This window comes from Curtobacterium sp. MEB011 (assembly GCF_030209655.1).
In the GTDB taxonomy this organism is placed as follows: domain Bacteria; phylum Actinomycetota; class Actinomycetes; order Actinomycetales; family Microbacteriaceae; genus Curtobacterium; species Curtobacterium poinsettiae.
Map to the genome: position 1 here is coordinate 17,025 of NZ_JARVRN010000017.1, position 21,648 is coordinate 38,672.

Sequence of the window (21,648 nt, forward strand, 5' to 3'; positions counted from 1 at the left end):
CCTGTGGCTACCACACCCGCCGAATGGCTCCCGATCCTGGCGAAGCGCCTCGACGCCCGTCAGGCGCGCATCGCGAAGAACCGTTCCTACGCGAACGGGAACGCGCCACTGCCCGAGATGAGCAAGAACACCAAGGAGACGTGGAAGGCGTTCCAGAAGAAGGCCCGCACGAACTACGGCGGCCTCGCCTGCGAATCCCTCGGCGGTCGCATGGTCCCGAACGGGGTCCGCGTCGGCGCATCGACGACGAGCCCCGCCGCCGTCGCAGCGCGCCGGGTGTGGCGCGACAACCGCCTCGACGTGGTGTTCGGCGACGCGATCTCGAACATGCTCACCACGAGCGTCGGCTACCTCATCACCGGCGTCCGCGACGGCCAGCCGATCATCACGTCGGAGAAGCCCGAACAGGTCATCACCGCCCCCGACCCGACGCAGCCCTGGCGGGCCCGGGCCGCGCTGAAGGCATGGCGCGACCCGGACACCGGCAGGGACTTCGCCCTGGTCTGGACCCCCGGCGTCCGGCAGCGGTTCTCCCGCAAGTCGACCAACGACAACGGCACACCCGTCCCGCAGGTCGACGGCGAGTGGGAGGTCGACGGCGAGCCGGAGACCTTCGCCGGCGGGGTCCCCGTGTACGTGCTCGAGAACAAGGACCGCGTCGCGGAGTTCGAGCCGCACACCGACGTCATCGATCGCATCAACCTCGGCAAGCTGCAGCGCCTGGTCACCACCGCGATGCAGGCGTTCAAGGTCCGTGCGCTCAAGGGTGGCCTCCCCAGCCAAGACGAAGACGGCAACGACATCGACTGGGCGAAGATCCTCGAGGCCGCGCCCGGCGCGCTGCTGGATCTCCCCGAAGGCATCGACGTGTGGGAGTCGGACGCAACCGACATCCGCCCGCTGCTCGAGGGCGAGAAGACCGACGCCCGCGACTTCGCCGGCGTCATCCGCACGCCGATCTCGGTGTTCATCCCGTCGGGTGAAAACCAGTCCGCCGAGGGCGCAGCGAACGCGAAGGAGGGCGAGATCCAGAAGGCGAAGGACCGCATCGCGCGTGCCTCCTCCCCTGGGGAAGGTGCTCTCCTCGAAGCGCTCCGGGTCCTCGGTGTCGACGACGGCGAGACCATCGAGCTGCTGTGGATGCCGCCCGAGCACGTCTCGTTCACCGAGAAGACGCAGGCTGCGACGCAGGCGAAGGCGGCTGGCATGTCGGCCCGGTGGATCAAGCAGAACATCATGGGCATGTCGCCGGACGAGATCGCGCAGGACGAAGCCGACGCGGCCACCGACCAGCTGCTCGCCGCGACCCTGATCGGAGCAGCCGGTGGCACTGGCAACGCTTGACCAGCTGACCGCGGCCCACCAGACGACGACGAAGCAGATCCGCGACCGGACCCTCGCCCTGACGGCGGCCCGGTGGGACGCGTCGCCGGACTACCGGGACGCGGACATCGACCGGCTGATCACGCAGATCCTGCCGCAGGTGCAGGCCGGCCAGCTCGCCACGGCGACGCTGACCAACGCCTACATCGGGCAGGCGGCCCTCGTCGCCGGCACCACCGCCGGCGCGAGCGTCGACCGGGACGCGATCCTCGGCTACCGGGGCACGCCCTCGGCCGACGTCTACCGCCGCGGCGCGGTCACGCTGTACACGGCGCTGTCGAACGGCTCCCCGTTCGACGCTGCGATCGCGTACGGCCTCGACCGGATGCTCACCATCGTCGCGACCGAGCTGCAGCAGGCGAAGAACCGGCAGGCGCAGCGCGCGGTCGAGGCGTCCGGGTTCTACGGCTACCGCCGGGTCCTCACCGGCCTTGAGAACTGCGCGCTCTGCGCCATCGCCTCGACGCAGAAGTACTCCAAGCACGAGCTCATGCCGATCCACCCCGGCTGCGACTGCGGGGTGCAGCCTGTCAAGGAGTCCGACGGGCCCGGCACGATCCTCGACCCGGACCTGCTCGAGCGCACCCACGCGCTCATCGACCAGAAGCTCGGCGGCCCATCCGACCGCGGCGCACGTGACCTCGGCATCGAGAAGACGTCCTCCGCCGGCAAGCCGCTGAGCGACTACACGGACCTCGTCGTGGTCAACGAGCACGGCGAGCTCGGACCGACCCTCGCGTGGCGGTCCGACAAGTTCACCAGCGCCACGGACATCGCAGCGCTCACCTGACTTCCCCACGCCGTGGGGAGTGACCGAAACGGTCAACCATCAACCCGAAACGGGAGATACCGATGTCGGAAGACGACAACAAGCCGAAGCCGACCGACGGCGCAACGCTCGAGGAACAGCTGGCGGCAGCACTCGCCGACGCTGAGAAGTGGAAGGGCCTGTCTCGCAAGAACGAGGAGCGGGCCACGTCGAACGCCGAGAAGGCGAAGAAGTTCGACGAGCACGAGGAAGCGAACCGCACCGAGCTCGAGAAGGTCCAGGCACGCGCCGAGGCCGCTGAGAAGGCCGTCGCGGAACGCGACGCCAAGGAGGCAGCCATCAAGCTCCGCGAGGAGATCGCCACGGAGAAGAAGTTCGCCGATCGCAACATCAAGGCGACCGCGCTCCGCGGCACGACTCGCGAAGAGCTCGAAGCGCACGCCGACGAACTGCTCGAGCTGATCCCCGCCCCCGCCGCCGCAGCGTCCGCTGACGGTCAGGGAGCTGCCGGTGGAGACATCGGCAAGGGCGAGCAGTCGGTCGAAGACATCGTGGCGGCCGCAACCGCCAGGTAACCCCCGCTGGTGTTCGCCACGAACCCCAAGCGGCCACATCACACCACCAAGGAGGAATCGTGGCAAACATCTTCACCAAGGGCGAGAAGCTGGCGGCAACCGCGCTGGCCCTGCTCAAGAAGAACATCAAGGCCCCCGGTCTGTTCACCACGAAGTACGGCGTCGCCGACTTCGCCGGAGCCGAGGGCGACACGATCGGGATCAAGCGCCCGGCCGTGCTCGTCGCTCGCAAGAAGGAGTGGCGCGGCGACGACAAGATCGTCATCGACAAGCTGGTGAACACGAAGATCCAGATGCCCCTGGACCAGCACCTCTACAGCGCCGTGCAGCTCTCCCCCGAGGAGGAGACGCTGGACGAGGTCAACTACGTCCGCGACGTCCAGGCCCCGCAGGTCGCTGCGGTCGCCGAGGCGGTCGCTGCGGCCGTGGTCACCGCGCTCACCGGCGCGACCTTCGTCAACTCGGTCAAGTTCAACCCGAACTCCGCCGACGTGATGGAGTCGGACCCGCGGAAGGTCGCCATCCGCGCCCGGAAGCTGTTCCAGAAGGCGCACGTGCCGGCCACCGGTCGGTACTGGGTCGTCGGCGCGGACATCTCCGAGGCCATCGCGTCGCACGACAAGCTGCTCGAGGTCGACACCTCGGGTCTGCCCGAGGCGCTGCGCGAGGGTGTCGTCGGTCGTCTCGGCGGCTTCACCATCGTCGAGCTCGACGAGCTCGACCCGACCGCGTCGTTCTTCGTGCACGAGTCGGCGATCGCCTGGGCCGTCGTGGCCCCGGTGGTCCCGAACGGTGTCGCGAAGGGCGGCGGCGTCGCGGCCGGCAACGGTCTCGCCGTCACGCAGCTGTGGGATTACGACAGCGACTACCTGAAGGACCGTTCGGTGGTCCACGCCTTCGCCGGCGCGACCCCCGTGCAGGACCCGAAGACGAACGCTGACGGCTCGCTCGTCCTCGACGGCGACAACAAGCCGACCCTGCAGTTCGTGCGTGGCATCAAGGTCACGTACAGCACCACCGCCCCCGCGGCGTCCTGAGAGGAGTGAGGTCATGGCCAAAGCGCTGGCAACGAAGGACGACGTCGTCAAGGCGCTCGGCCGTGACCTCACCGCCTCCGAGACGAAGCAGGTCGACGTGCACCTGCTGAAGGTGTCGGAGCTGTTCCGCAAGGAAGCGCGCCAGCAGTTCACCCCGGGCCGGTCCACCAACCGGCTCCGGGTGACTGCCGGCGCGCTCACCCTCCCGCAGCGCCCCGTCGCTGCGGTCCTCACGGTCGACGGCGAGCCCGCCGACCGGTTCACCCTCATTGGGCAGCGCCTCGAGGTGCCCGTGCCCACCGGCACGACCGTCGTGGTCGACTACGAACACGGCTCCGACGAGGTCCCCGACCTGGTCACGCTCACCGTCGCCGGCATCGTCGCGCAGCTGTTCGAGGCGGACCCGCGCGCCCGCGCCGGTGTCTCGCAGCGCGGGGAGACCCGCGGCCCGTTCAGCTCGCAGGAGACGTACGCCGCCTGGGCGCAGGGTGCGGCCCCGCGGCTCGCTCCCGACGACATCCGCACCGCGCAGTCGTACCGGGTGAAGTCGTACGGCCTGATCGTGCAGGGGTACTGATGACCGGCGAGACCGTCACCTGGCACCACCGCACCGACACCGGCCAGCGCGACCGGTACAACAAGCCGATCCTCACCGACGCCGACACCCCGCTCACCGACGTCCTCATCGCGCCGAACCTCGGCGACGAGGTCACCGGGAACGCCGAGAACACCTCGAGCACCCGGATCACCCTCTACCTCCCCGCCGTCGCCGGCATCGGCTCCGACGACGAGCTCACCGTCCGCGGCACCCGCTACAAGGTCCTCGCCGACGAAGCCGACTGGTCGACCGGCATGAGCGACTGGAAGCCCGGCTCCGTCGTGCAGCTCGAGCGGAAGGACTACGTCAGTGCCTAAGTCACGCGTCGTCCTCAACCGCCGAGGCTTCGGTGCCGTCCTCGCGTCCAAGGGCATCGAGGACCAGCTGCGCCCGTACGCCGACGACATCGCCGCGCAGATCCCCGGCGGCGCGACCGTCACCGCGATCCGCACCGGCGTCGGCACCTCGAACTCCCGCGTCCGCCTCCGCGTCGAGGCCGTGGTGTGGGAACGCGCCCGGCTCATCTCCGCGATGCGCCAGGTCCTCAGCAACGCCCAGTCCCGCTAGGAGGACCCGTGCACGGCATCGTCTACGACGACTTCCTCGCCCACCTTATCCGGCGCACCGACGCCCTCCTCACGGCCCGCACCGAGCCGTACGCGGCCCGCGTCGAGGTCTCCGACCGGAAGTCGCCGGACAGCCGCCGCGCGGTCGTGCTGACGACAAGTGCGGGCGGCGGCACCAGCAACACCGTTCGGACCTCCTACGTCACGGTCGACGTCATCACCGACGATCAGGGCGACACGGTCGACCTGATCAACCTCGTCCTCGCGCTGGCAACCTCGCGCGGTGCCGGCGGCATGGTCGACGGCTCCCCGATCACGTTTGCCGAGGTCAACGGTGGCCCGAACGCGGATCTCGCGGCGGACGGCTACTTCAAGCAGACCGCGCAGCTCGAGCTGCGACATCGCGGTCGCAACCTCTGACCCACCATCTCGAAGCCCTGCCACTGGCGGGGCTTCTCTCATTCCTCCCACCGAGCAGGGATGCCAGGGGCACACGCCCGCCACATCACAACTGGAAGGAAGGGTCCACGTGTCCCTGAACTCAGAGAACGTCCGCGTCGCGGTCACCGGTGCGGCGTACGTCGCCCCGACGACCGCGGCCAAGCCGACCAGCGCGACCAGCGCACTCGGCGTCGACCACAAGGATCTCGGCTACATCAGCGATGGCGGTCTCACCGAGACCCGCGACCGCTCGACGAACCAGATCCGGGCCTGGCAGAACGCCGCGCTCGTCCGCGAGCCCGTCACCGAGTCCTCGATCAAGTACCAGTTCGTGCTGATCGAGACGAAGAAGGAGACGATCGAGGAGTACTACGGCGTTCAGGTCGCCGCTGACGGTTCGATCAAGATCGACCCGGGCAAGACCGGTGGGCGCAAGTCGTACGTCTTCGACGTCATCGATGGCGACGAGGTCATCCGTGTCTCGGTGCCCTCGGGTGAGGTCACCGAGGTCGGCGACCAGGTGTACGTGAACGGCGACCCGATCGGGTACGAGCTCACCGTCACCGGCTACGCCATCACCGACGGCGACGAGTCCTACTCGGCCATGAAGTGGTACGCGTCCCTCGACACGACGGGGGCCTGAGCATGAGCGCCAAGAGCATGTTCGTCCGCCACGTCCACACCGGCGAGGTCCGTCAGGTCACGCCGGAGCAGCGCGAGAAGCAGGACAAGAACTACTGGGTCCGCGTCACCGGAGACGACGTCAAGGTGACCGGCCCGGAGACCGCGCCGCTCGCCGCTGACGCCTCGGTGTCGGACCCGAAGACCACTCCCAAGGCGACCGCGCCCAAGGAGTGAACCACCGGCGTGCCGGGGCGCTCGGGCCCCGGCACGCCTCCTCACCACCACCCGAGCACTCTCAACCGAGCCAGGAGATACGCATGACCGAGACCACCGCCGTGAAGGCACTGCAGATCAAGGCCAAGAGCCGCCCCGCACTCGTCGTCGAGTACGACGGCACCGAGTACACGCTGCCCGGCCGCATCCCCGCCGAGATCCTCACCGCGCAGGCGCAGAACAAGAAGCCGAAGAACCCCGCGAAGGACGTGCAGGAGCAGTGGCAGCGCGAAGTCGGCGTCGCGCTCGTCGACGCCTTCTACGCACTCGTCGTCCCCGAGGACTTCAAGGCGGCCCTCGACATGGAGGACCTCGGCCCGGTCTTCGAGGCATGGTCGGAGCACGTCGGCCTGGGGGAATCCAAGGGCTCCGGGAACTAGCGGAGTCCTACCCCGACGAACTCGTCTGGGAGCTGCACCAGCTCCGCATCGACATCGACGACATCGGCGGCGACGACACCCCAGACCGGAAGGCGGTCGACCACGTACTGGTCGACCGCCTTCTGCGTGTCGCCACCCGCGACACGTCGTCCGTGCTGTTCGCCGCGACGCACGGCTGGGACTTCCCCGTCTCGCGCGAGTGGGTCCAGATGGCGGACTTCATCGACGCCTTCTATGCGGCGAACAGCAACGGCCGGCGGCCGAAGCCGTACCCGCGTCCCTGGCAGGACAACAACACGAGCCGACTCGGCAAGACCGATCTCTCCCCTGCAGAAGCACGGGAGGTGCTGCGAAAGAACAGGGGCTGACCGATGTCGACCGAATCCGCGATCGCCTACGTCTCCGTCGTCCCGCAGGCGAAGGGTGCCGGGCGCGCCATCGAGCGGGAGATCAACCCGCAGGCGCTCGGCACCTCGGTCGGCAGCAAGATGTCCGGCAGCTTCCTGAAGTCCGTCGGGTCGATGGCCCTGAAGACCACCGCCGTCGTCGGTGGGGCCGTCACCGCCATCGGCGCGACCATCGCCGGCGTCGCCGCGAAGAAGGGCCTCGACCGGCTCCTCGACATCGACTCCGCCAAGGGCAAGCTCAAGGGCCTCGGCCACGACGTCGACGGCATCGCGACCATCATGGACAGCGCTCTCGCGTCCGTGAAGGGGACCGCGTTCGGACTCGGCGACGCTGCAGGCGTTGCCGCGTCCGCTGTCGCCGCGGGCATCAAGCCCGGCCGCGACCTCACGAAGTACCTCTCCCTCACCGCAGACGCAGCCACCATCGCGGGCTCGTCGCTGGGCGAGATGGGCTCGATCATCAACAAGACCACCACCAGCGGCAAGGTCTACACCGACAACCTCAACCAGCTTGCCGACCGGGGCATCCCGATCTTCCAGTGGCTGCAGGACGAGTACAAGGTCTCCGCCGACGACCTGTCCGACATGGTCCGCAAGGGCGAGGTCGACTCGGAGACCTTCCGCAAGGTCATCGAGAAGAACATCGGCGGCGCTGCCCTCGCATCCGGGCAGACCGTCCGCGGCGCTGCCGCGAACATGGGTGCCGCCCTGGGCCGCCTCGGCGCGATGTTCCTCTCCGGAGCCGTCTCCGGCGCACCCGCGCTCTTCACCTCCGTCATGAACGCCGTCGACCGCGCCGGCGTCGCCCTGCAGCCCTTCGCCGACGTCCTCAACGAGAAGGTCACGAAGGGGATGGCAGCCCTCGCCGGGTGGATCGACCGGGTCGACTTCGGTAAGGTCATCGCCGGCGCGGAGGCGTTCGTCGGCAAGGTCCGTGACGTCTTCTCCTCGCTCAGCAGCAGCGGCGACACCGACACCGCCCTCGGCAGCGTCGGCGCGTCCCTGTCCAAGCTCGCTCCGGCCTTCACCGCGTTCCGCGACCAGCTCCCGGAGCTCGGCGACTCCGCCGGCAAGCTCGCCGCGGCCGGGATCACCGTCCTCGCGGGCGTCCTCGGGTTCCTCGCCGACCACGTCGACACGATCGTCAAGTACATGCCCCTGATCGTTGCCGGCTTCATCGCCTGGCAGCTCGCCTCCCGAGCAACGGCAGCGGCGTCGGTCGTGCTCCGCACCGCCGAGCTCCTGGCCCTGCCGGTGCAGATCAAGCGGAACATCCTCCGCCTCGAGGCCGCGCGCCTCGAGTACGCGGCTGCTCGCGGCATGGGCGTCTCCGCTGCCGCGACCGCGGCCAACACCGGCGTCACCAACCAGAACGCTTCGGCGCTCGGCCGTCTCACCCTCGCGCAGCGGATCTCGACCGCGGCGACGACGGTCGGCACCGTCGCGACGCTCATCGGTGCTGGCGCGCTTCGCATCTTCGGCGCTGCCGTGAAGGTCGCGATGGGGCCGGTCGGCATCATCATCGCCATCGTCGGCGCGCTCGTCGCCGGGCTCGTCTGGTTCTTCACGCAGACGAAGCTCGGGCAGGCCATCGTGCAGACCGTCTTCGCCGCGATCAAGGTCGCGGTCGCGGCGGTCGGCGACGCCTTCGTGTGGCTCTGGGAGAACGCGATCAAGCCCGCATGGGACGGGATCGCCGCTGGGGCGACCTGGCTGTGGCAGACCATCCTGCAGCCCGCGTTCGCCGGTATCGGCCTCGCTGTGCAGACCGTCGGCGGGTTCTTCGTCGCCCTGTGGACGAACTACATCCAGCCGCCGCTCACCGCGATCGGCAATGCGATCGGCTACCTCTGGAACGACTGGATCTTCCCGATCTTCCAGCTGATCGTCGCGATCGTCGTCTGGGCAGGCGGCATCTTCGCCTCGGCCATCTCCGGGATCGTCGGCCTGATCGTCAACACCCTCGGTGTGGCCTTCAACTGGCTGTGGACCGGCGTCATCCAGCCGGTCTTTACCTGGATCGGTGCAGCGATCTCGGTCTGGTGGACCACGGTGTCGTCGATCTTCGGCTTCGTCGTTGGCTTCGTCCGGGGCACCCTCGGTGCGGCTTTCTCGTGGCTGTGGTCGGGCGTGATCTCGCCGGTCTTCACCTGGATCGGTGCCATGTTCTCCGCGTGGTGGAACGGGCTCGTCATGCCGATCTTCTCGGCCGTGGTCGGGTTCCTTCGCAACACCCTCGGCCCGGTGTTCACCTGGCTCCGCGACACGATCATCCGGCCGGTCTTCTCCGCGATCGGCACGGTCGTCCGCGGGGTCTGGAACTCCTGGATCAAGCCGGTCTTCGACAAGATCGTCGACATCGCGAAGAACACCGTTCCGAAGGCGTTCACCGCCATGAAGGACGGGATCGGCAAGGCCTGGGACCTGGTCAAGTCGGTCGTGAAGGCCCCGATCAAGTTCATCGTCGAGACCGTCATCCGTGACGGGATCATCGGGAACTTCAACAAGCTCGCGAAGGTCTTCCACACCAAGCCGTTGCCGAACGTGTCCCTCCCCAAGGGATTCGCGACGGGTGGCTACACGGGCCCCGGCGGTAAGTACGACCCCGCCGGCATCGTCCACGCAGGCGAGTTCGTCTTCACCAAGGAGCAGACCGCCCGACTCGGCGTCGGCCGGCTCCACGACATCGCCCGCAACGGCTACGCCAAGGGCGGCCTCGTCACCGACGCGAAGAAGAACATCGCGTCCGGGTGGGACTGGCTCAAGGGCAAGGCCGGCAAGGCGTGGGACTGGACGAAGAACGCCGCCGAGACCGCACAGTCGGTCGTATCCGACCCGATGGGCACCCTCGGCAAGCTCGTCAAGGGCCTCATCGGCAAGGTCCCCGGTGCCGGCGCGATGCTCGACATGGCGAAGGGCGTCGGTGGCAAGGTCCTCTCGAGCGTCATCGACAAGATCAAGGGGATCGCCTCCGACGTCGGTGCCTTCGGCGGCAACGGCGCGAACGGGCAGCTCCCGTCGTCAGCGCTCGCCAAGGCCAGCGGCTTCGCTCCCGGCTCCGGTGTCGGCGCGACCGGCGGACTCCTGCAGAAGGGAGCCGCCGCCGCGTGGAACCTCGCCAACAAGGCATCGGGTGGCGTCCTCCGGCTCACGGAGGGCTACCGCGACCTCAAGGCGCAGGCGTACCGGTGGTCGCTGTTCCAGAACGGCGGCAACCTCGCTGCTCCCGTCGGCACGTCCGTGCACGGTCTCGGCCGTGCTGCCGACGTCGCAGGCGGGCAGTCGTGGCTCCGCGCGAACGGCGCGAAGTACGGCTGGGCGAACACCGGCCTCGGGTTCTCGCAGCGGGAGCCGTGGCACTTCGAGTTCAAGGGCATGTCCCAGAACGTCCCGCAGCTCGCCGCCGGTGCCCTCGTCGGCCGCCGCCCGGGCGGGACGCTCGTCAACGTCGGCGAAGGCCGGTACGACGAGGCCGTGGTGCCGCTCACTCCGCGCATCAGCGACGCCCTCGCTGGCGATCGGCGCTCCGCTCCGCGGGGCCCGCTCGTCGGGAGCCTCACCCTGCAGTCGACCGGGGTCATCAAGGAAGACCTCGCCGAGGTCGACCACTACCTGAGCTCGCTCGAGCGGGGAGGACGTCACAAGTGAGCACCGACTGGAAGCTCGACTGCGGGCCGGACGGGGTCATCCTGTTCGGCTCGCAGTCGTCGCGGTACCCGTTCGACAAGGCACCGGAGATCAGCGACGCCGAGCGGGAGAACCAGGACAGCTCCCTCCCGGGCATCGACGGGAACTTCTTCGGCGACGACACCACCGCGGGACAGACGGTCGCGTTCGGACTGAACGCCGTCGGCGATACCGACGCCGAAGCTGAGGCGCTGTACGCAGCGTTCCGGAAGGCCTGGCGAGCGGACAGCATCCGCCGCACGCCAGGCGCGACCGCGACACTGACGGCCCCGTCGGGCCGGTCGACGTTCGGTCGACCGCGGCGGATCACTCCCGCGTACATGCCGATCGGTTCCGGCGCGGTCGGCGTCACCGCCGACTTCGCCACCCAGGACGACCTCTGGTACGGCCCCGAGGACTACCTGCAGGTGCCGTTCGCGCTGTCCCAGTCGGGTGGCTTCGTCTTCCGGGAGTACAGCAACGTCGAGGGCCTCACCCTCGCCGAGTCCTCGCCCGGGTCCGGGCTCTACCTCCCGACCGGGCTCACCGAGGAACCGCCGGGTTCCGGCCTGTACTCGCCCGACGGACTGATCGAGTCGCCGCCGGGTTCCGGCCTGTACGCGACGACGTCGCGGGTCACCACTGCCGAGGGGCTCCGGTTCCCGCTCGTGGCACGCGGGTACACGACCGCCGAGAACACCTTCACCGTCCTCGGAGACGTTCCCACCTGGCCGATCATCACGATCAACGGTCCGATCCTCAACCCCACCGTCGAGCTCGCCGGCCAGTTCCGGTTCACCGCGGCGACGTCGCTCCGCTACGACGAGCAGCTCACGATCGACACCCGACCCGGCCGGCAAAGCGTGCTCCGCAACGGCACGCAGATCGCGTCACTGACCCGCACGTCGACGCTGCTGCCCGCCGCGGCGCTGCCGCCAGGCTCGCACACCTTCACTCTCTCCGGCTCGTCCTCGTCCGGCGCACCCACCGCGCGGATCGTCTGGCGCGCCGCGTACCCAACCCCCTAAGGAGGGCGACCCCGCATGGCTCTTGATGGTGTCCCACTCGCAATCGGCGGCGACGCCGAGCACAGCCCGAGCTCCGTCCGTCAGCTGGTGTACCTCGCCACCGGCGGCCGGCAGGGTGTCGCAGCCCCCGGCGACCTCAAGGTCACCCAGCTCGACGTGCCCGGTGCCGGCGTGAAGGTCGCGTCCGGCGGCGGCGCGGTCCTCAACCGGGTCGCCGCGCAGGAGGCGTACTCCGTCCGCAACGGCGTCGCCGACACGAGCAGCGTGAAGTTCACCCCGACGGGGTCGGCATCGGGCCGCTCCGACCTGGTGATCTGCCGCGTCGACAACCCCTACATCGACGGCAACGCCCAGGCTCCCGCGGATCCCCGCAACGGACCCTACGTAAAGTTCGACATCATCCCCGACGTGCCCGCCGGCACCCGGTCGCTGCAGGAGCTCAACCAGTACAAGGGCCTGTCCGCGATCGAGCTCGCCCGCGTCGACCTGCCGAAGTCCACCGGCACCGTCACGAACGCGATGATCACCGACCTCCGGTCGCTGGCGAACCCGCGGTCGGAGCCGCAGACGCTCTTCGGATCCGCCGAGCCCGGGGCCCGCCTCACCTCGTCGACGTTCACCGCGTGGCCCACCACGAACACGTACGAGGTGGACGTGCCGCCGTGGGCGACGCACATCATCGCCCGGCTCGAGTTCATGGGTGGCCAGAGCGCGGCGAAGGCCGCCGGGTCGCTGCGACTCATCCTCGGCAGCTCGACCGCGTTCGGGCAGTACGACTACAACTACGCCGCCCAGAACGGGCAGGCGCGGCAGATGGTCGTCGTCGCTGGTGAGCTCAAGCTGCCGGCCGCCGTGAAGGGCACGAAGCAGCCGCTCCGGATCTCCGGTCTCCGCTCGGACGGCGACGGCTACCTGTTCACCGTCGACTCGACGTACTACCTCGCGGACGTGCAGTTCGTGGAACGGCTGGCCTGATGGAGCGGTTCATCATCCAGCGCGCCGTCACCGGTGAAGTGCTCTCGTACGACTTCCGCGGCATGACCGCCGGCGCGCCCACTCGGGAGCTCTCCGCGGTCGGGACGATGCCGATCACGGTCCCCGCCGCGCAGGCGAACAGCACCGCGTCCGACGGTGAGCCCCTCTTCGACGAGTGGGGCACCATCGTCACCGTCGCCGACGACGACCAGATCCGGTTCCGCGGCATCGTCACCGACGTCTCGTACGCCGGCCCCGAGTGGAAGCTGACGCTGTCTGCTCTCCCGACGGTCCTCTACGGCTGCCCCTACGGCGACGAGCCCTACTACGGGGCCGAGGTCGACCCGGCGTCCATCGTCCGGAAGCTCGTCGCGCACGTGCAGTCGTTCCCGGACTCCGACATCGGCCTCACCGTCGTCGGTGCCACCCCGGTCCGCGTGGGCTCGTTCTCCACACAGCGACGCATCGAAGCCGTCGCGTACTACGACGAGAAGGTCCGCGACTACAAGGCCGAGAACAAGACCCTGCAGGCGCTCCGCAAGATCGTCGCGACCACCCGGAAGACGGCCGCCACGCAGCGCACCAGCCGCGCGAACGCGTCGAAGGACCTCACCGCCGCGAAGAAGGCACTCACCGCTGCGAAGCGGGCCCTCACCGCGGCGAAGAGCGCGCTCACGGCGGCGCAGAAGACGAAGGACCCGGCGAAGATCGCCGCGGCCCAGACCGCCGTCCGGAACGCACAGACCGGCGTGACGGACGCCACCGGGGTCGTCAACGACCGCCAAGCCGCCCTGAACGGCCGCGACGGCAACCTCGACACCACGAACGCTCGCATCAAGGCGCAGCAGGCCGACGTCGACGCGCAGGCCGCGATCGTCGCGACGATGAAGGAGCGGAAGGACAAGGCGTCGGAGCTGAAGAGCGCCGCGCAGCAGCAGGAGTCCGAGGATGGTGGTGCGTACGCGCTCGAGGCGTGGGAGGCACCGGACTGCGGGCGACTCATCGACGATCTCGCGAAGGACGCTCCGTTCGACTGGGTCGAGGAGCACTACTGGTCCGGCGACGTCCCGGCGACCCGCATCCGGATCGCGTACCCGCGCACCGGCCGCCGCCTCGAGGGTGACGGAGCGCCCACGTTTCAGCAGGGCGTGAACATCGCCGTGCGGCTGCAGCCCGCCTCGTCCGGGGGTGACTTCGCGAACACCGTGTTCGGCATCGGCGCGGGCGAGGGGGCCGGGTCCATCCGCCGGCTGATCTCGAAGCGGGACGGCCGGCTCCGCCGCGTCGCGACGCTGCAGTCGAAGGACATCAAGTCGAAGCAGGACATGGTCACCCGGCTGCAGGCGGAACTCGTCGCACGGCAGGAGACCCTCGCTGTCGACTCGATCGTCGTGACCGAGCACGTGAACAGCCCCCGCGGCTCGTACGCGCTCGGCGACGACATCTTCGTCCAGGGGAAGGTCCCGCACTACGGGGACTTCGGCCTGTGGCACCGCATCGTCGGCATCACCGAGAACACGAACGGCACGACCGAGATCAGCCTGCAGCTGACGGACTCGTTCACCTACGGATCAGGAGTCGAGTGATGGACGCATCCGAGAAGGTCGCGCGTCGCCTGTACGCCATCCAGGTGCAGCTCGAGCGGCTCGGCCGATCGTCTCAGCTCGGGAACACCACGATCGGCGGTGACGCTGCCGTGGGCGTCACTGACGTCGTCGGCGAGGCGGTGGTCACGAACGACGCGATGCCGGACGTGCAGGGCGACGCCGCCGACGGCAACGAGGGCGTCTCGGACCTGCAGGCGATCAGCTCGGCCACCGACGACGACCTGGTCGCCCGCTTCGAGGACGCAGCCGCCGACCGGGAGGACGCCGCGGCCGAGATCCTGGACTCGCTGCAGGACATCGCCGCAGCGTTCGGGGAGGACATCACCGGGCTGTCCGACCGGGTCGACAACGTCATCGTCGGGGCGGGCATCACGCTGCTGCTCTACTCCGACGAGGAGCCGGAGGGCACCGCCCCGACGGGCTCGACGTGGTTCATGGTCAACCCCGCCGAGGACATCGTCGGTCAGTGGCAGCAGACCGGCACCTACGAAGCACCGGTGTGGACGCCGCGCCGGATCGCGTCGGAGGTTTTCGCGAACGTCGACGTTGGCAAGCTCACGGCAGGCCAGGCTGCGATCCTCGACCTCGTCGCCATGAAGATCGCGGCGTCGACGGCGAACCTGCAGACCGTCAACGTCGGGAACCTCTTCGTCACCGAGGGCGCGACGATGCCGCAGGCGGTCATCGACTACCTCTTCGCGAAGGTCGTGCAGGCGAAGCAGATCGTCGCCGAAGTGGTGCAGACCTCCCAGTCCGGCACCCGCGTCGAGATCCGCAACGACAGCAGCGACCGCGGCCACGTCTACTTCTACGACTCGAACGACGCACTCGCCGGCGACATTCAGGGCGTACCCGCGCCGGACGACCCGCCGGAAGGCGCATCCGCCCGGCAGAACGGGCTGTCTTTCGCCGGCGATTCGCTGTTCATCGGCGACGTCACGATCGCCAACCCGGGCGACGGACCAGCGTCCGTGCAGATGCAGGCTCCGGGTGCGCTCTTCGACACGGTCTACGTGAACGAGATCCGTGACCCCAAGACCGGCCGCGTCGTCGTCGGTCAGGCGACCGGAGTGACCCAGAACGTCCTCAAGGCGATGTCGGGCAACCCGGTCCTCGGACAGCTCGGCTACGCGACCTGCACGTGGCAGATCGTCGGGGCAACCTGCGAGGTGAAGTACTCGATCTACTTCCGCGGCACCCCAGCTCCGGGGTCTGGCCGCTGGTACCTCGAGCTCCCCATCCCCGCAGTGATGCCGGCTGGCGTGAACTACACGCCGATCCTCACCGGCCGGTACGACCGCAACGGCTCGAACGCCAGCGGTTTCGCCGTCTACGGCGACACCGACGGCAGCAACCTCGACCGCATCGCGTACCTCAGCACCGACACCGGCACGCGCCTCACTGGCTCGCTGCCCAACCTCGCCATCGACACCGACCGGCTCCTGCTGCTCGGCCACTACCAGATCGCCTGACCCGAAGGAGAACCAGCATGTCGGTCATCGTCGGAACATCCGAGCTACCCGGACGCACCCACGGCAAGCCGCAGGCGATGTCGAACGTGCAGGCCGGGTACAACCTCATCGCCGCCGTCGCCGAGCTGAAGCGCGACTACGGCATCGTCGTGACCGTCAACGAGGCCGACCGGTCCCGCCCCGACCAGTACGGGCTCCGAGTCGACTACCTCAACGGCAACGGCGTCCTCGCCGCGTACTGCGAGCTCGGCCCGCACCCGGACGAGTTCACGCGCGGCACCTGGACGTCGACCCACGACCCGGGGAACCACGGCAACGCCGCGGACCTCGGCGGCCCGGGCGGCGCAGTCATCAGCGACCGCGCCCGGAACCTCCTCGACGGCAACCACCCCGACGGTGTCATCGGCCGCAAGTACGGCCTCTACAACACCGGCTGGTTCTTCTCGAGCCGCGAGATCTGGCACTTCAACATCTACCCCGAACGCGCCGCCGTGCGCGCACCAGCACCGACCACCACCAGCACCGGCACCAAGCCGGCCCCGAGAGAGGCACGAGACATGAAGGTCATGAAGGCATCCAGCTACTGGTTCGCCATGATCGGCGCACGCACCTGGAAGATCGCGAACATCCGCGTCGCCGGCAAGACGTTCCCCGGCTCCCAGGTCCGCGACCTGCTCCTCCGCGTCGAGAAGTCCACCCCCGAGAAGCCCGCCACGTTCAACGACCTCGAGTTCGAGGTCATCCGCGCCGCCCTCAAGCGGTTCAAGTAAGGAGACGATCACCATGCTCGCAACCATCCAGAAGTACGCCAAGGCCCTCGTCGCGCTCCTCGGCGCGCTCCTCACCGCCGGCACCACCCTGATCCCCGCCGAATGGGCACCGTACCTGTCCCTCGTCCTCGCGATCGCCACCGCGATCGCCACGATGCAGGTGCCGAACACGGACCCCACCAAGCCGGGCGACGGTGACGTGCTCGTCGCCGGTGACGGCCTCGGCGACGACGGCCAGCCCAAGCACGCCGCGTCCTAACCACCGGAGGTGACCGGATGCACCCCATCCGTCTGATCAAGCGGCTCCGTGCTGCATCCATCTGGGGCCCGGACGGAGTGGACGAAGCCGACGACCGCGTGCGGTGGCTGCTCCGCATCGGCCTACCCGCCTTCGACCTGTTCACCATCGCGTTCGGCATCTTCGGCTACCTCGGTGGGATCCCCGCCCTCCGAGACTCGTTCGGTGAGGGATACGCGCAGTCCTTCGGGCTGATGCTGTCCCTCACCGGACTCGTGTGTCTCGTCGGCATCGCGTTCCCGAATCTGCTGTGGCGGATCGAGTTCTGGGGCAAGTGCTTCATGCTCGGCCTGCTGCTGCTGTACTCCGGTTCCGTGTTCATCGCAGGCGTCGTCGGTGGCGACATCGGCCGGTCGGGTGTCGGGTGGGCGATCCTCGCCATGGCGATCGTGCCGGCGTGGAGGGTGAGCGACATCGCCCGAGACCGAGAGGTGCACCAGTGGAAGTGAAGGACTGGCTGCCGTACGTCGGGCCGATCGTCGTCGCGATCATCGCTGGCGTGTTCGCGACGTACGCGTCACGGCGCTCGTCGCGGGTGCAGGAAGCGCAGGCTCGCGAGCAGTCGCGTGGTTCGCAGTTCGACCAGGCGATCGAGCTCGACAAGTACACCCAGGCTCGTATCGACGCTGCAGTGGCGAAGGCGATCGAGCCGTGGGTGAAGCGGGTGGAACGCCTCGAGCACGGCTACGCGCAGCTCGCGTCGACGCTCCGCAGCCTCCGGCAGGCGTTCCGTGAGTACATCCGCGCTGTGCGTGCGCAGTGGGGCAGCGCTGTCGAGCCCCCCGCGGTCGACGCGCACATCCGCGAGCTGCTCGCGGAAGACGACCTCGACGGCACGTTCGACGAGCGCGGCATCGCCCAGATGCGCGCCGACTACCACCAGCCGGACGCTGACCCGGCCCACGACTGAAAGGGCTCATCATGGGCACGAACCTCCTCCCGTCCGTCGACTCGGACACCAAGCAGCTCGACGACGACATCCGCGCGCGTCTCGCCGCGAACCTCGCCGACCCAACCACGCCGGAGGGGGCCGCTCTGCGGGGTGCGTACGCCCCGGTCGACCCGCAGACGAAGCTCTTCCCCTCGGAAGTGATGGCTGCGCTGCGCGTTGCGCTCGCGCCGGTCGGCCTGGTCACGAACCAGCGGACGCCGCTGTCGTTCAAGAAGTGGTACAACGCGAAGACTCGAGCGAAAATGGGGACGGGTCGAGCCTCGATCGCTGCAATCGGTACGAGCATCACTGCCGGCGAAGGATCCTCGGTTGCGAAGGGCGTTGGCTCGTGGCCTGCGCGACTGCAGGCCCAACTCGTCGCCGATGGCTGCCTGGATGGAGGCAGCGGATTCATCGCGGCCACGTCGAACCTGACAAGCGCAACGTCAGACCCCCGCGTGACGCGCAGCGCCGGATGGAAGATCGTGTCCGCGACGACGAGCACCCTCATCACCGGAGACACTGCCGGCGCAACAGCGACGTTCGCAGACACGAAGCGCAGCACAGAGGTCACCGTCGTCTACATGGACTGGTTCACGATGACCTGGTCTCTGACCATCGACGGCGGCACTCCCACAAGCGTCACGAACACCGGCACGGGGGCTCTCAAGAAGCTCACCGTCACCGTTCCCGACGGCATCCACACCGCGGTCGTCACGCTCGGTGCAGGCACATCCGCGTCGGCGTACTTCCACCTGCTCGGAATCTCGTTCATGATGCCGGCAGGGGTCGTTGTCCACAACCTCGGCGTCGGGGGGAACACCGCCAGTGGTGCCCTCGCCGGGAGCAACGACCGTGCGCGCCAGATCGCTATTCTCCTGGGTGTCACTGCGGCGCTCCTCGAGTTCGGAGCGAATGAGAATCCGGCCGGTTCAGGCCTGCCCGACTTTCAGAATGCGCTTGCATTCGGAGTGCAAGGACTCCAAGGGGCGGGGATCGAGACGGCACTGCTGACGCCACCTCCGAGCGGCAACCCGAACCGACCGATCGCTGACGTCGTGGGCCGTGACTACACGATCAGCAACTCCGTACCCGTGCCGCTGGTCGACGTGAACAAGGAACTCGCGACGTGGGCGAACGTGCAGGCTCACGGCTGGGACTACGCGACCGACAGCCAGTACGTCCACTTCAACGAGTTCGGGCACGAAGAGATCGCCCGCATCGCGCGTGTGGGTCTTGGCCTGTAATTCAAGGCTGATGGAACGTGTGAATGCACCCGCACGGACCGGGAAATCCAAGCCCTGACTCGACAGATGATTCCTCGTACTCGCAATGAGCGCGAGGAGGGCGAGACCGGATGAGTCCCACGAGCCAAGCCGTGACATGGAAGCGGCCCTCTGAGTAGCCGTGTGAGCACTCCGGGCAGATACTGCCGGCGTTCCCGTGACTCGCTCGCGCGATGGGTATAGCGGTTTCCGACACGTCGACTCCCATGGTTCGATGACCATCCATCTCTGATTGTTGGACGCCCCGCCCCTCCTCGAGGGGCGGGGCGTTTTCTTCGTTGCCCGCCTGTCAGGACGCGGCGGCCTCGACCTGGTCGAAGCCACCTGCGGGCAGGACCGTGATGCGCCATGCGGACGTCACGGGCTCAGCGAAGGCGACGATTGCGGTGCCCTTCGCGCCAGGTTCGAGGTAGAACATGTCGTACTTGTTGCTGGCCTCGGTGAGGTCGTACACCTTGTCGTTGTCGTCCCCCGCGGCGTCCGTCCATTCGGAGAACGCGTCGGCGAGGTCGACGCTGTCGATCTGCTCCCCGTCCTTTGTCACGACGGTGAGTCCGTACATGTTCAGGCTCTCGGTGCCGTTCGTGTTGTCGACCTCGACGGGGATGAGCGTGTACTCCTTGCCGTCCACAGTGCGCCGAGCGGCGTCGACGGCTTGCACCGTCGGGTCACTTTCGTTGCCAGTCAGCTTGAAGGTGCCGGTCGCCCCCTGGTAATCGAACGTCCACGTCTTGTCGACGTTCTCGGTCGGGGCGGCCTTCGTCTCGCCTGGGGCGGTCTCGACCTCGGCGGACGAACCGCCCGCGGTCTCGGATCCGGACGAGCTGCAGCCGGCGAGACCGAGAGCGATCGCGAGGCCCGCGGCGGCGATGATGTGCTTCTTCACAGTCCGAGCATAGGTCGCCTTCCGCTCGCACTGTCTACCCCCGTTCGCGAAGCGGCTCAGAACAGCCGGAACGAGAACCCCTTGCCGAGGCGAATGGTGACGTGTCCCTTGGATGAGACGGAGATGGGGCCCTTGCGTGCGGACGCGGAGACGCCGCGGCCTGTGACGTTGAGGCGGACCCCGCGGCCGATGCGCTTGCTCTTCCGGAACAGGAGGCCCATCAGCGCTTCGCCTCGGGCTGGTACTCGAAGTGCCAAGGCTCGTGGAGAGCGCCGTCCCAGGAAGGCTCCGGCGCTGCCGTGTCGTGCAGCGACCGGCCTCGCTCCGGTTGCGCGCCCCACTTGAGCCAGCGCGCGTAGAGCTCGCTCTGCGGCGGCGTCTCGTCGCTCATCGCTTGCTCCCTCGCTCGAGCACACCCAGCAGCTCGTCGCAGAGCCACGTCGCCGTCGACAGTCCCTTGCGGACGGTCACGAGGATCCGGGTCGCCTGGTCGGCGCGGGTTGGGCGGATCAGGTCGGTCGTCTCACTCATCGGGTTCCTCCTGGGGGGCGGTGTCGGCGGTGAGGATGACGCGTGCCCCGTGCCCGACTTCATGCGAGCTCGAGCCGACTTCATGTACAAGCGGGAACCACGCCAGTCGACCATCGACGGAGCAGCCGACCTCGCTCCGTTCCCAGATCAACCCATCCGGGCCAACCACGACGGTCCCCCCCGGCTGCGTATCGAGCTCGGCGATCGTCAGATTTGCCGGACGCTGCACCGCGTCGAGTTGGTCGGCGGCGGTGCGGAACATGTCTGCATTGAGCAGAAGCTCGCGTGCGTCTTGCTCTCGACCCGGCAAGCCAAATGCGGTCTGTGCCCACTCGGCGTTTTCGTCAGCACGGTCCCGCATCTGCTGCGGGGTGAGGGCGGTCACAGTCCGGCCGCCTTCCGCCACCGCTGCACCGTGTTGGTGCTGATGTCGGCGAGCGCTGCGATCTCTCGGACACTGACTCCTGCTCGGGTGGCGTCGAGGACTGCGGCCTGCAGTTCCTCGGCGGCGGTGCGCTGGGCGTCGCCGGCAGCGACGAGCCGGCGGCGCATCTCGATGCTGGGTGTGGTGCTGAGCTTCGGACTCACGGTTGCCATCGTAGTGTCTCCTTTGTGTGGCGGAATCGATACGATGAGCATACGCACATGCGTAGCGCAAGCGCAACAATCAGCGTCGCGGCTTCAGCGCTCGCCGCGTGACCCGCTCGCGAGGGACCCACACCTTGTGGACGAAGCCCATGAAGACGAGCTGCCCGAACACGCGGTCGCCGGCATCCGCCTCGACGAGCCCGGGCACACGCTGCCGACCGCTCCGCGAGAACTCGACGTCGACCCACACCGGCGCATGGTCGACCGCGTCCGACCACTCCACGCCGACGATGCCCTGCGGCTGATCCTCCGGCGGGTCCGGATGCTCGGGAGGGGACCACTGGTACTGCGGCATGCGCTGCAGTGTGCCCGCCGCCGCTGACAAGCGCTGAGCTTCACTTCCGCGGAATGAAGCGCTGGGCTTCACCTCGGCGCGGGGACTGGCCCCCGATCTGGTGCCGTGGGACTATCGGCTTCACCTTCGGCTACACGCCGAGGAGGGTTCTGGGGCCGGCAGCGGGACTTGAACCCGCAACCCCCGTATTACAAGTACGGTG

The 21,648-nt window shown here is 68.4% G+C and carries 29 protein-coding genes; 22 read left to right on the plus strand and 7 right to left on the minus strand.

Annotated elements, in window-relative coordinates; all coding sequences use genetic code 11:
• Positions 1-3: 3 nt before the first annotated feature.
• The 22 genes from QRN30_RS17135 to QRN30_RS17240 all read left to right on the plus strand — a co-directional run bounded on the left by QRN30_RS17135 (position 4) and on the right by QRN30_RS17240 (position 19,047).
• Positions 4-1,344 carry a phage portal protein gene (locus QRN30_RS17135; protein WP_284761583.1) on the plus strand — a complete coding sequence of 447 codons (1,341 nt, stop codon included), beginning with the start codon at positions 4-6 and terminating at the stop codon, positions 1,342-1,344.
• On the plus strand, positions 1,325-2,173 hold the full coding sequence (locus QRN30_RS17140; protein WP_284761585.1) for a hypothetical protein: 849 nt from the start codon (positions 1,325-1,327) through the stop codon (positions 2,171-2,173). Before QRN30_RS17135 ends, QRN30_RS17140 begins: the two co-directional genes overlap by 20 nt.
• A gap of 62 nt (positions 2,174-2,235) precedes the next feature.
• The gene (locus QRN30_RS17145) at positions 2,236-2,727 is read left to right on the plus strand and encodes a hypothetical protein (protein ID WP_284761587.1); all 492 of its coding nucleotides are present in this window, start codon (positions 2,236-2,238) and stop codon (positions 2,725-2,727) included.
• 59 nt (positions 2,728-2,786) lie between these two features.
• Entirely contained in the window at positions 2,787-3,764 is a 978-nt protein-coding gene (locus QRN30_RS17150; RefSeq protein WP_284761588.1) for a P22 phage major capsid protein family protein, read from the plus strand.
• Between the two features lie 13 nt (positions 3,765-3,777).
• The gene (locus QRN30_RS17155) at positions 3,778-4,341 is read left to right on the plus strand and encodes a hypothetical protein (protein ID WP_284761589.1); all 564 of its coding nucleotides are present in this window, start codon (positions 3,778-3,780) and stop codon (positions 4,339-4,341) included.
• Positions 4,341-4,679 (plus strand): hypothetical protein, encoded by a 339-nt coding sequence (locus tag QRN30_RS17160; RefSeq protein WP_284761590.1) that lies wholly within the window; start codon positions 4,341-4,343, stop codon positions 4,677-4,679. The genes QRN30_RS17155 and QRN30_RS17160 overlap by 1 nt, the downstream gene beginning before the upstream one ends.
• Positions 4,672-4,929: a hypothetical protein gene (locus QRN30_RS17165; RefSeq protein ID WP_284761591.1), complete on the plus strand. Its 258-nt coding sequence runs from the start codon at positions 4,672-4,674 to the stop codon at positions 4,927-4,929. The genes QRN30_RS17160 and QRN30_RS17165 overlap by 8 nt, the downstream gene beginning before the upstream one ends.
• A gap of 8 nt (positions 4,930-4,937) precedes the next feature.
• Positions 4,938-5,348 (plus strand): hypothetical protein, encoded by a 411-nt coding sequence (locus tag QRN30_RS17170; protein ID WP_284761592.1) that lies wholly within the window; start codon positions 4,938-4,940, stop codon positions 5,346-5,348.
• A gap of 109 nt (positions 5,349-5,457) precedes the next feature.
• Complete coding sequence (locus QRN30_RS17175; RefSeq protein WP_284761593.1) at positions 5,458-6,012, plus strand: phage tail tube protein; 555 nt, start codon at positions 5,458-5,460, stop codon at positions 6,010-6,012.
• A 2-nt stretch (positions 6,013-6,014) separates the two neighbouring features.
• Entirely contained in the window at positions 6,015-6,227 is a 213-nt protein-coding gene (locus QRN30_RS17180; protein WP_284761594.1) for a hypothetical protein, read from the plus strand.
• A gap of 83 nt (positions 6,228-6,310) precedes the next feature.
• Complete coding sequence (locus tag QRN30_RS17185) at positions 6,311-6,646, plus strand: hypothetical protein (protein WP_284761595.1); 336 nt, start codon at positions 6,311-6,313, stop codon at positions 6,644-6,646.
• Entirely contained in the window at positions 6,598-7,014 is a 417-nt protein-coding gene (locus QRN30_RS17190; RefSeq protein WP_194589731.1) for a hypothetical protein, read from the plus strand. The genes QRN30_RS17185 and QRN30_RS17190 overlap by 49 nt, the downstream gene beginning before the upstream one ends.
• Before the next feature lie 3 nt (positions 7,015-7,017).
• Positions 7,018-10,701: a tape measure protein gene (locus QRN30_RS17195; RefSeq protein WP_284761596.1), complete on the plus strand. Its 3,684-nt coding sequence runs from the start codon at positions 7,018-7,020 to the stop codon at positions 10,699-10,701.
• Positions 10,698-11,747, plus strand: coding sequence for a phage tail family protein (locus QRN30_RS17200; RefSeq protein ID WP_284761598.1), 1,050 nt, complete (start codon positions 10,698-10,700; stop codon positions 11,745-11,747). The genes QRN30_RS17195 and QRN30_RS17200 overlap by 4 nt, the downstream gene beginning before the upstream one ends.
• Positions 11,748-11,762: 15 nt before the next feature.
• Positions 11,763-12,722: a hypothetical protein gene (locus tag QRN30_RS17205; protein ID WP_284761599.1), complete on the plus strand. Its 960-nt coding sequence runs from the start codon at positions 11,763-11,765 to the stop codon at positions 12,720-12,722.
• The gene (locus tag QRN30_RS17210) at positions 12,722-14,308 is read left to right on the plus strand and encodes a hypothetical protein (protein ID WP_284761600.1); all 1,587 of its coding nucleotides are present in this window, start codon (positions 12,722-12,724) and stop codon (positions 14,306-14,308) included. The genes QRN30_RS17205 and QRN30_RS17210 overlap by 1 nt, the downstream gene beginning before the upstream one ends.
• The gene (locus QRN30_RS17215; RefSeq protein ID WP_284761601.1) at positions 14,308-15,801 is read left to right on the plus strand and encodes a hypothetical protein; all 1,494 of its coding nucleotides are present in this window, start codon (positions 14,308-14,310) and stop codon (positions 15,799-15,801) included. Before QRN30_RS17210 ends, QRN30_RS17215 begins: the two co-directional genes overlap by 1 nt.
• Positions 15,802-15,818: 17 nt before the next feature.
• Positions 15,819-16,571, plus strand: a complete 753-nt coding sequence (locus QRN30_RS17220) for a hypothetical protein (protein WP_284761602.1) — start codon at positions 15,819-15,821, stop codon at positions 16,569-16,571.
• A 13-nt stretch (positions 16,572-16,584) separates the two neighbouring features.
• The gene (locus tag QRN30_RS17225) at positions 16,585-16,830 is read left to right on the plus strand and encodes a hypothetical protein (RefSeq protein ID WP_284761603.1); all 246 of its coding nucleotides are present in this window, start codon (positions 16,585-16,587) and stop codon (positions 16,828-16,830) included.
• 17 nt (positions 16,831-16,847) lie between these two features.
• Positions 16,848-17,318, plus strand: a complete 471-nt coding sequence (locus QRN30_RS17230; protein WP_284761604.1) for a hypothetical protein — start codon at positions 16,848-16,850, stop codon at positions 17,316-17,318.
• Positions 17,309-17,779 carry a hypothetical protein gene (locus QRN30_RS17235; RefSeq protein WP_284761605.1) on the plus strand — a complete coding sequence of 157 codons (471 nt, stop codon included), beginning with the start codon at positions 17,309-17,311 and terminating at the stop codon, positions 17,777-17,779. Before QRN30_RS17230 ends, QRN30_RS17235 begins: the two co-directional genes overlap by 10 nt.
• 11 nt (positions 17,780-17,790) lie before the next feature.
• Positions 17,791-19,047, plus strand: coding sequence for an SGNH/GDSL hydrolase family protein (locus QRN30_RS17240; protein WP_284761606.1), 1,257 nt, complete (start codon positions 17,791-17,793; stop codon positions 19,045-19,047).
• Positions 19,048-19,375: 328 nt separating this feature from the next.
• Here QRN30_RS17240 and QRN30_RS17245 read toward each other — a convergent pair whose 3' ends face one another.
• The 7 genes from QRN30_RS17245 to QRN30_RS17275 all read right to left on the minus strand — a co-directional run bounded on the left by QRN30_RS17245 (position 19,376) and on the right by QRN30_RS17275 (position 21,446).
• Positions 19,376-19,972, minus strand: a complete 597-nt coding sequence (locus tag QRN30_RS17245) for a hypothetical protein (protein WP_284761607.1) — start codon at positions 19,970-19,972, stop codon at positions 19,376-19,378.
• Between the two features lie 56 nt (positions 19,973-20,028).
• Positions 20,029-20,193 (minus strand): DUF4236 domain-containing protein, encoded by a 165-nt coding sequence (locus QRN30_RS17250; RefSeq protein WP_284761609.1) that lies wholly within the window; start codon positions 20,191-20,193, stop codon positions 20,029-20,031.
• Positions 20,193-20,363 carry a hypothetical protein gene (locus QRN30_RS17255; RefSeq protein ID WP_284761610.1) on the minus strand — a complete coding sequence of 57 codons (171 nt, stop codon included), beginning with the start codon at positions 20,361-20,363 and terminating at the stop codon, positions 20,193-20,195. Before QRN30_RS17255 ends, QRN30_RS17250 begins: the two co-directional genes overlap by 1 nt.
• The gene (locus tag QRN30_RS17260; RefSeq protein WP_214563288.1) at positions 20,360-20,503 is read right to left on the minus strand and encodes a hypothetical protein; all 144 of its coding nucleotides are present in this window, start codon (positions 20,501-20,503) and stop codon (positions 20,360-20,362) included. Before QRN30_RS17260 ends, QRN30_RS17255 begins: the two co-directional genes overlap by 4 nt.
• Positions 20,496-20,888, minus strand: coding sequence for a hypothetical protein (locus QRN30_RS17265; RefSeq protein WP_284761612.1), 393 nt, complete (start codon positions 20,886-20,888; stop codon positions 20,496-20,498). The genes QRN30_RS17260 and QRN30_RS17265 overlap by 8 nt, the downstream gene beginning before the upstream one ends.
• Positions 20,885-21,091 carry a helix-turn-helix domain-containing protein gene (locus tag QRN30_RS17270; RefSeq protein ID WP_284761614.1) on the minus strand — a complete coding sequence of 69 codons (207 nt, stop codon included), beginning with the start codon at positions 21,089-21,091 and terminating at the stop codon, positions 20,885-20,887. Before QRN30_RS17270 ends, QRN30_RS17265 begins: the two co-directional genes overlap by 4 nt.
• A 79-nt stretch (positions 21,092-21,170) precedes the next feature.
• Entirely contained in the window at positions 21,171-21,446 is a 276-nt protein-coding gene (locus QRN30_RS17275) for a hypothetical protein (protein ID WP_284761615.1), read from the minus strand.
• Positions 21,447-21,648 lie beyond the last annotated feature (202 nt).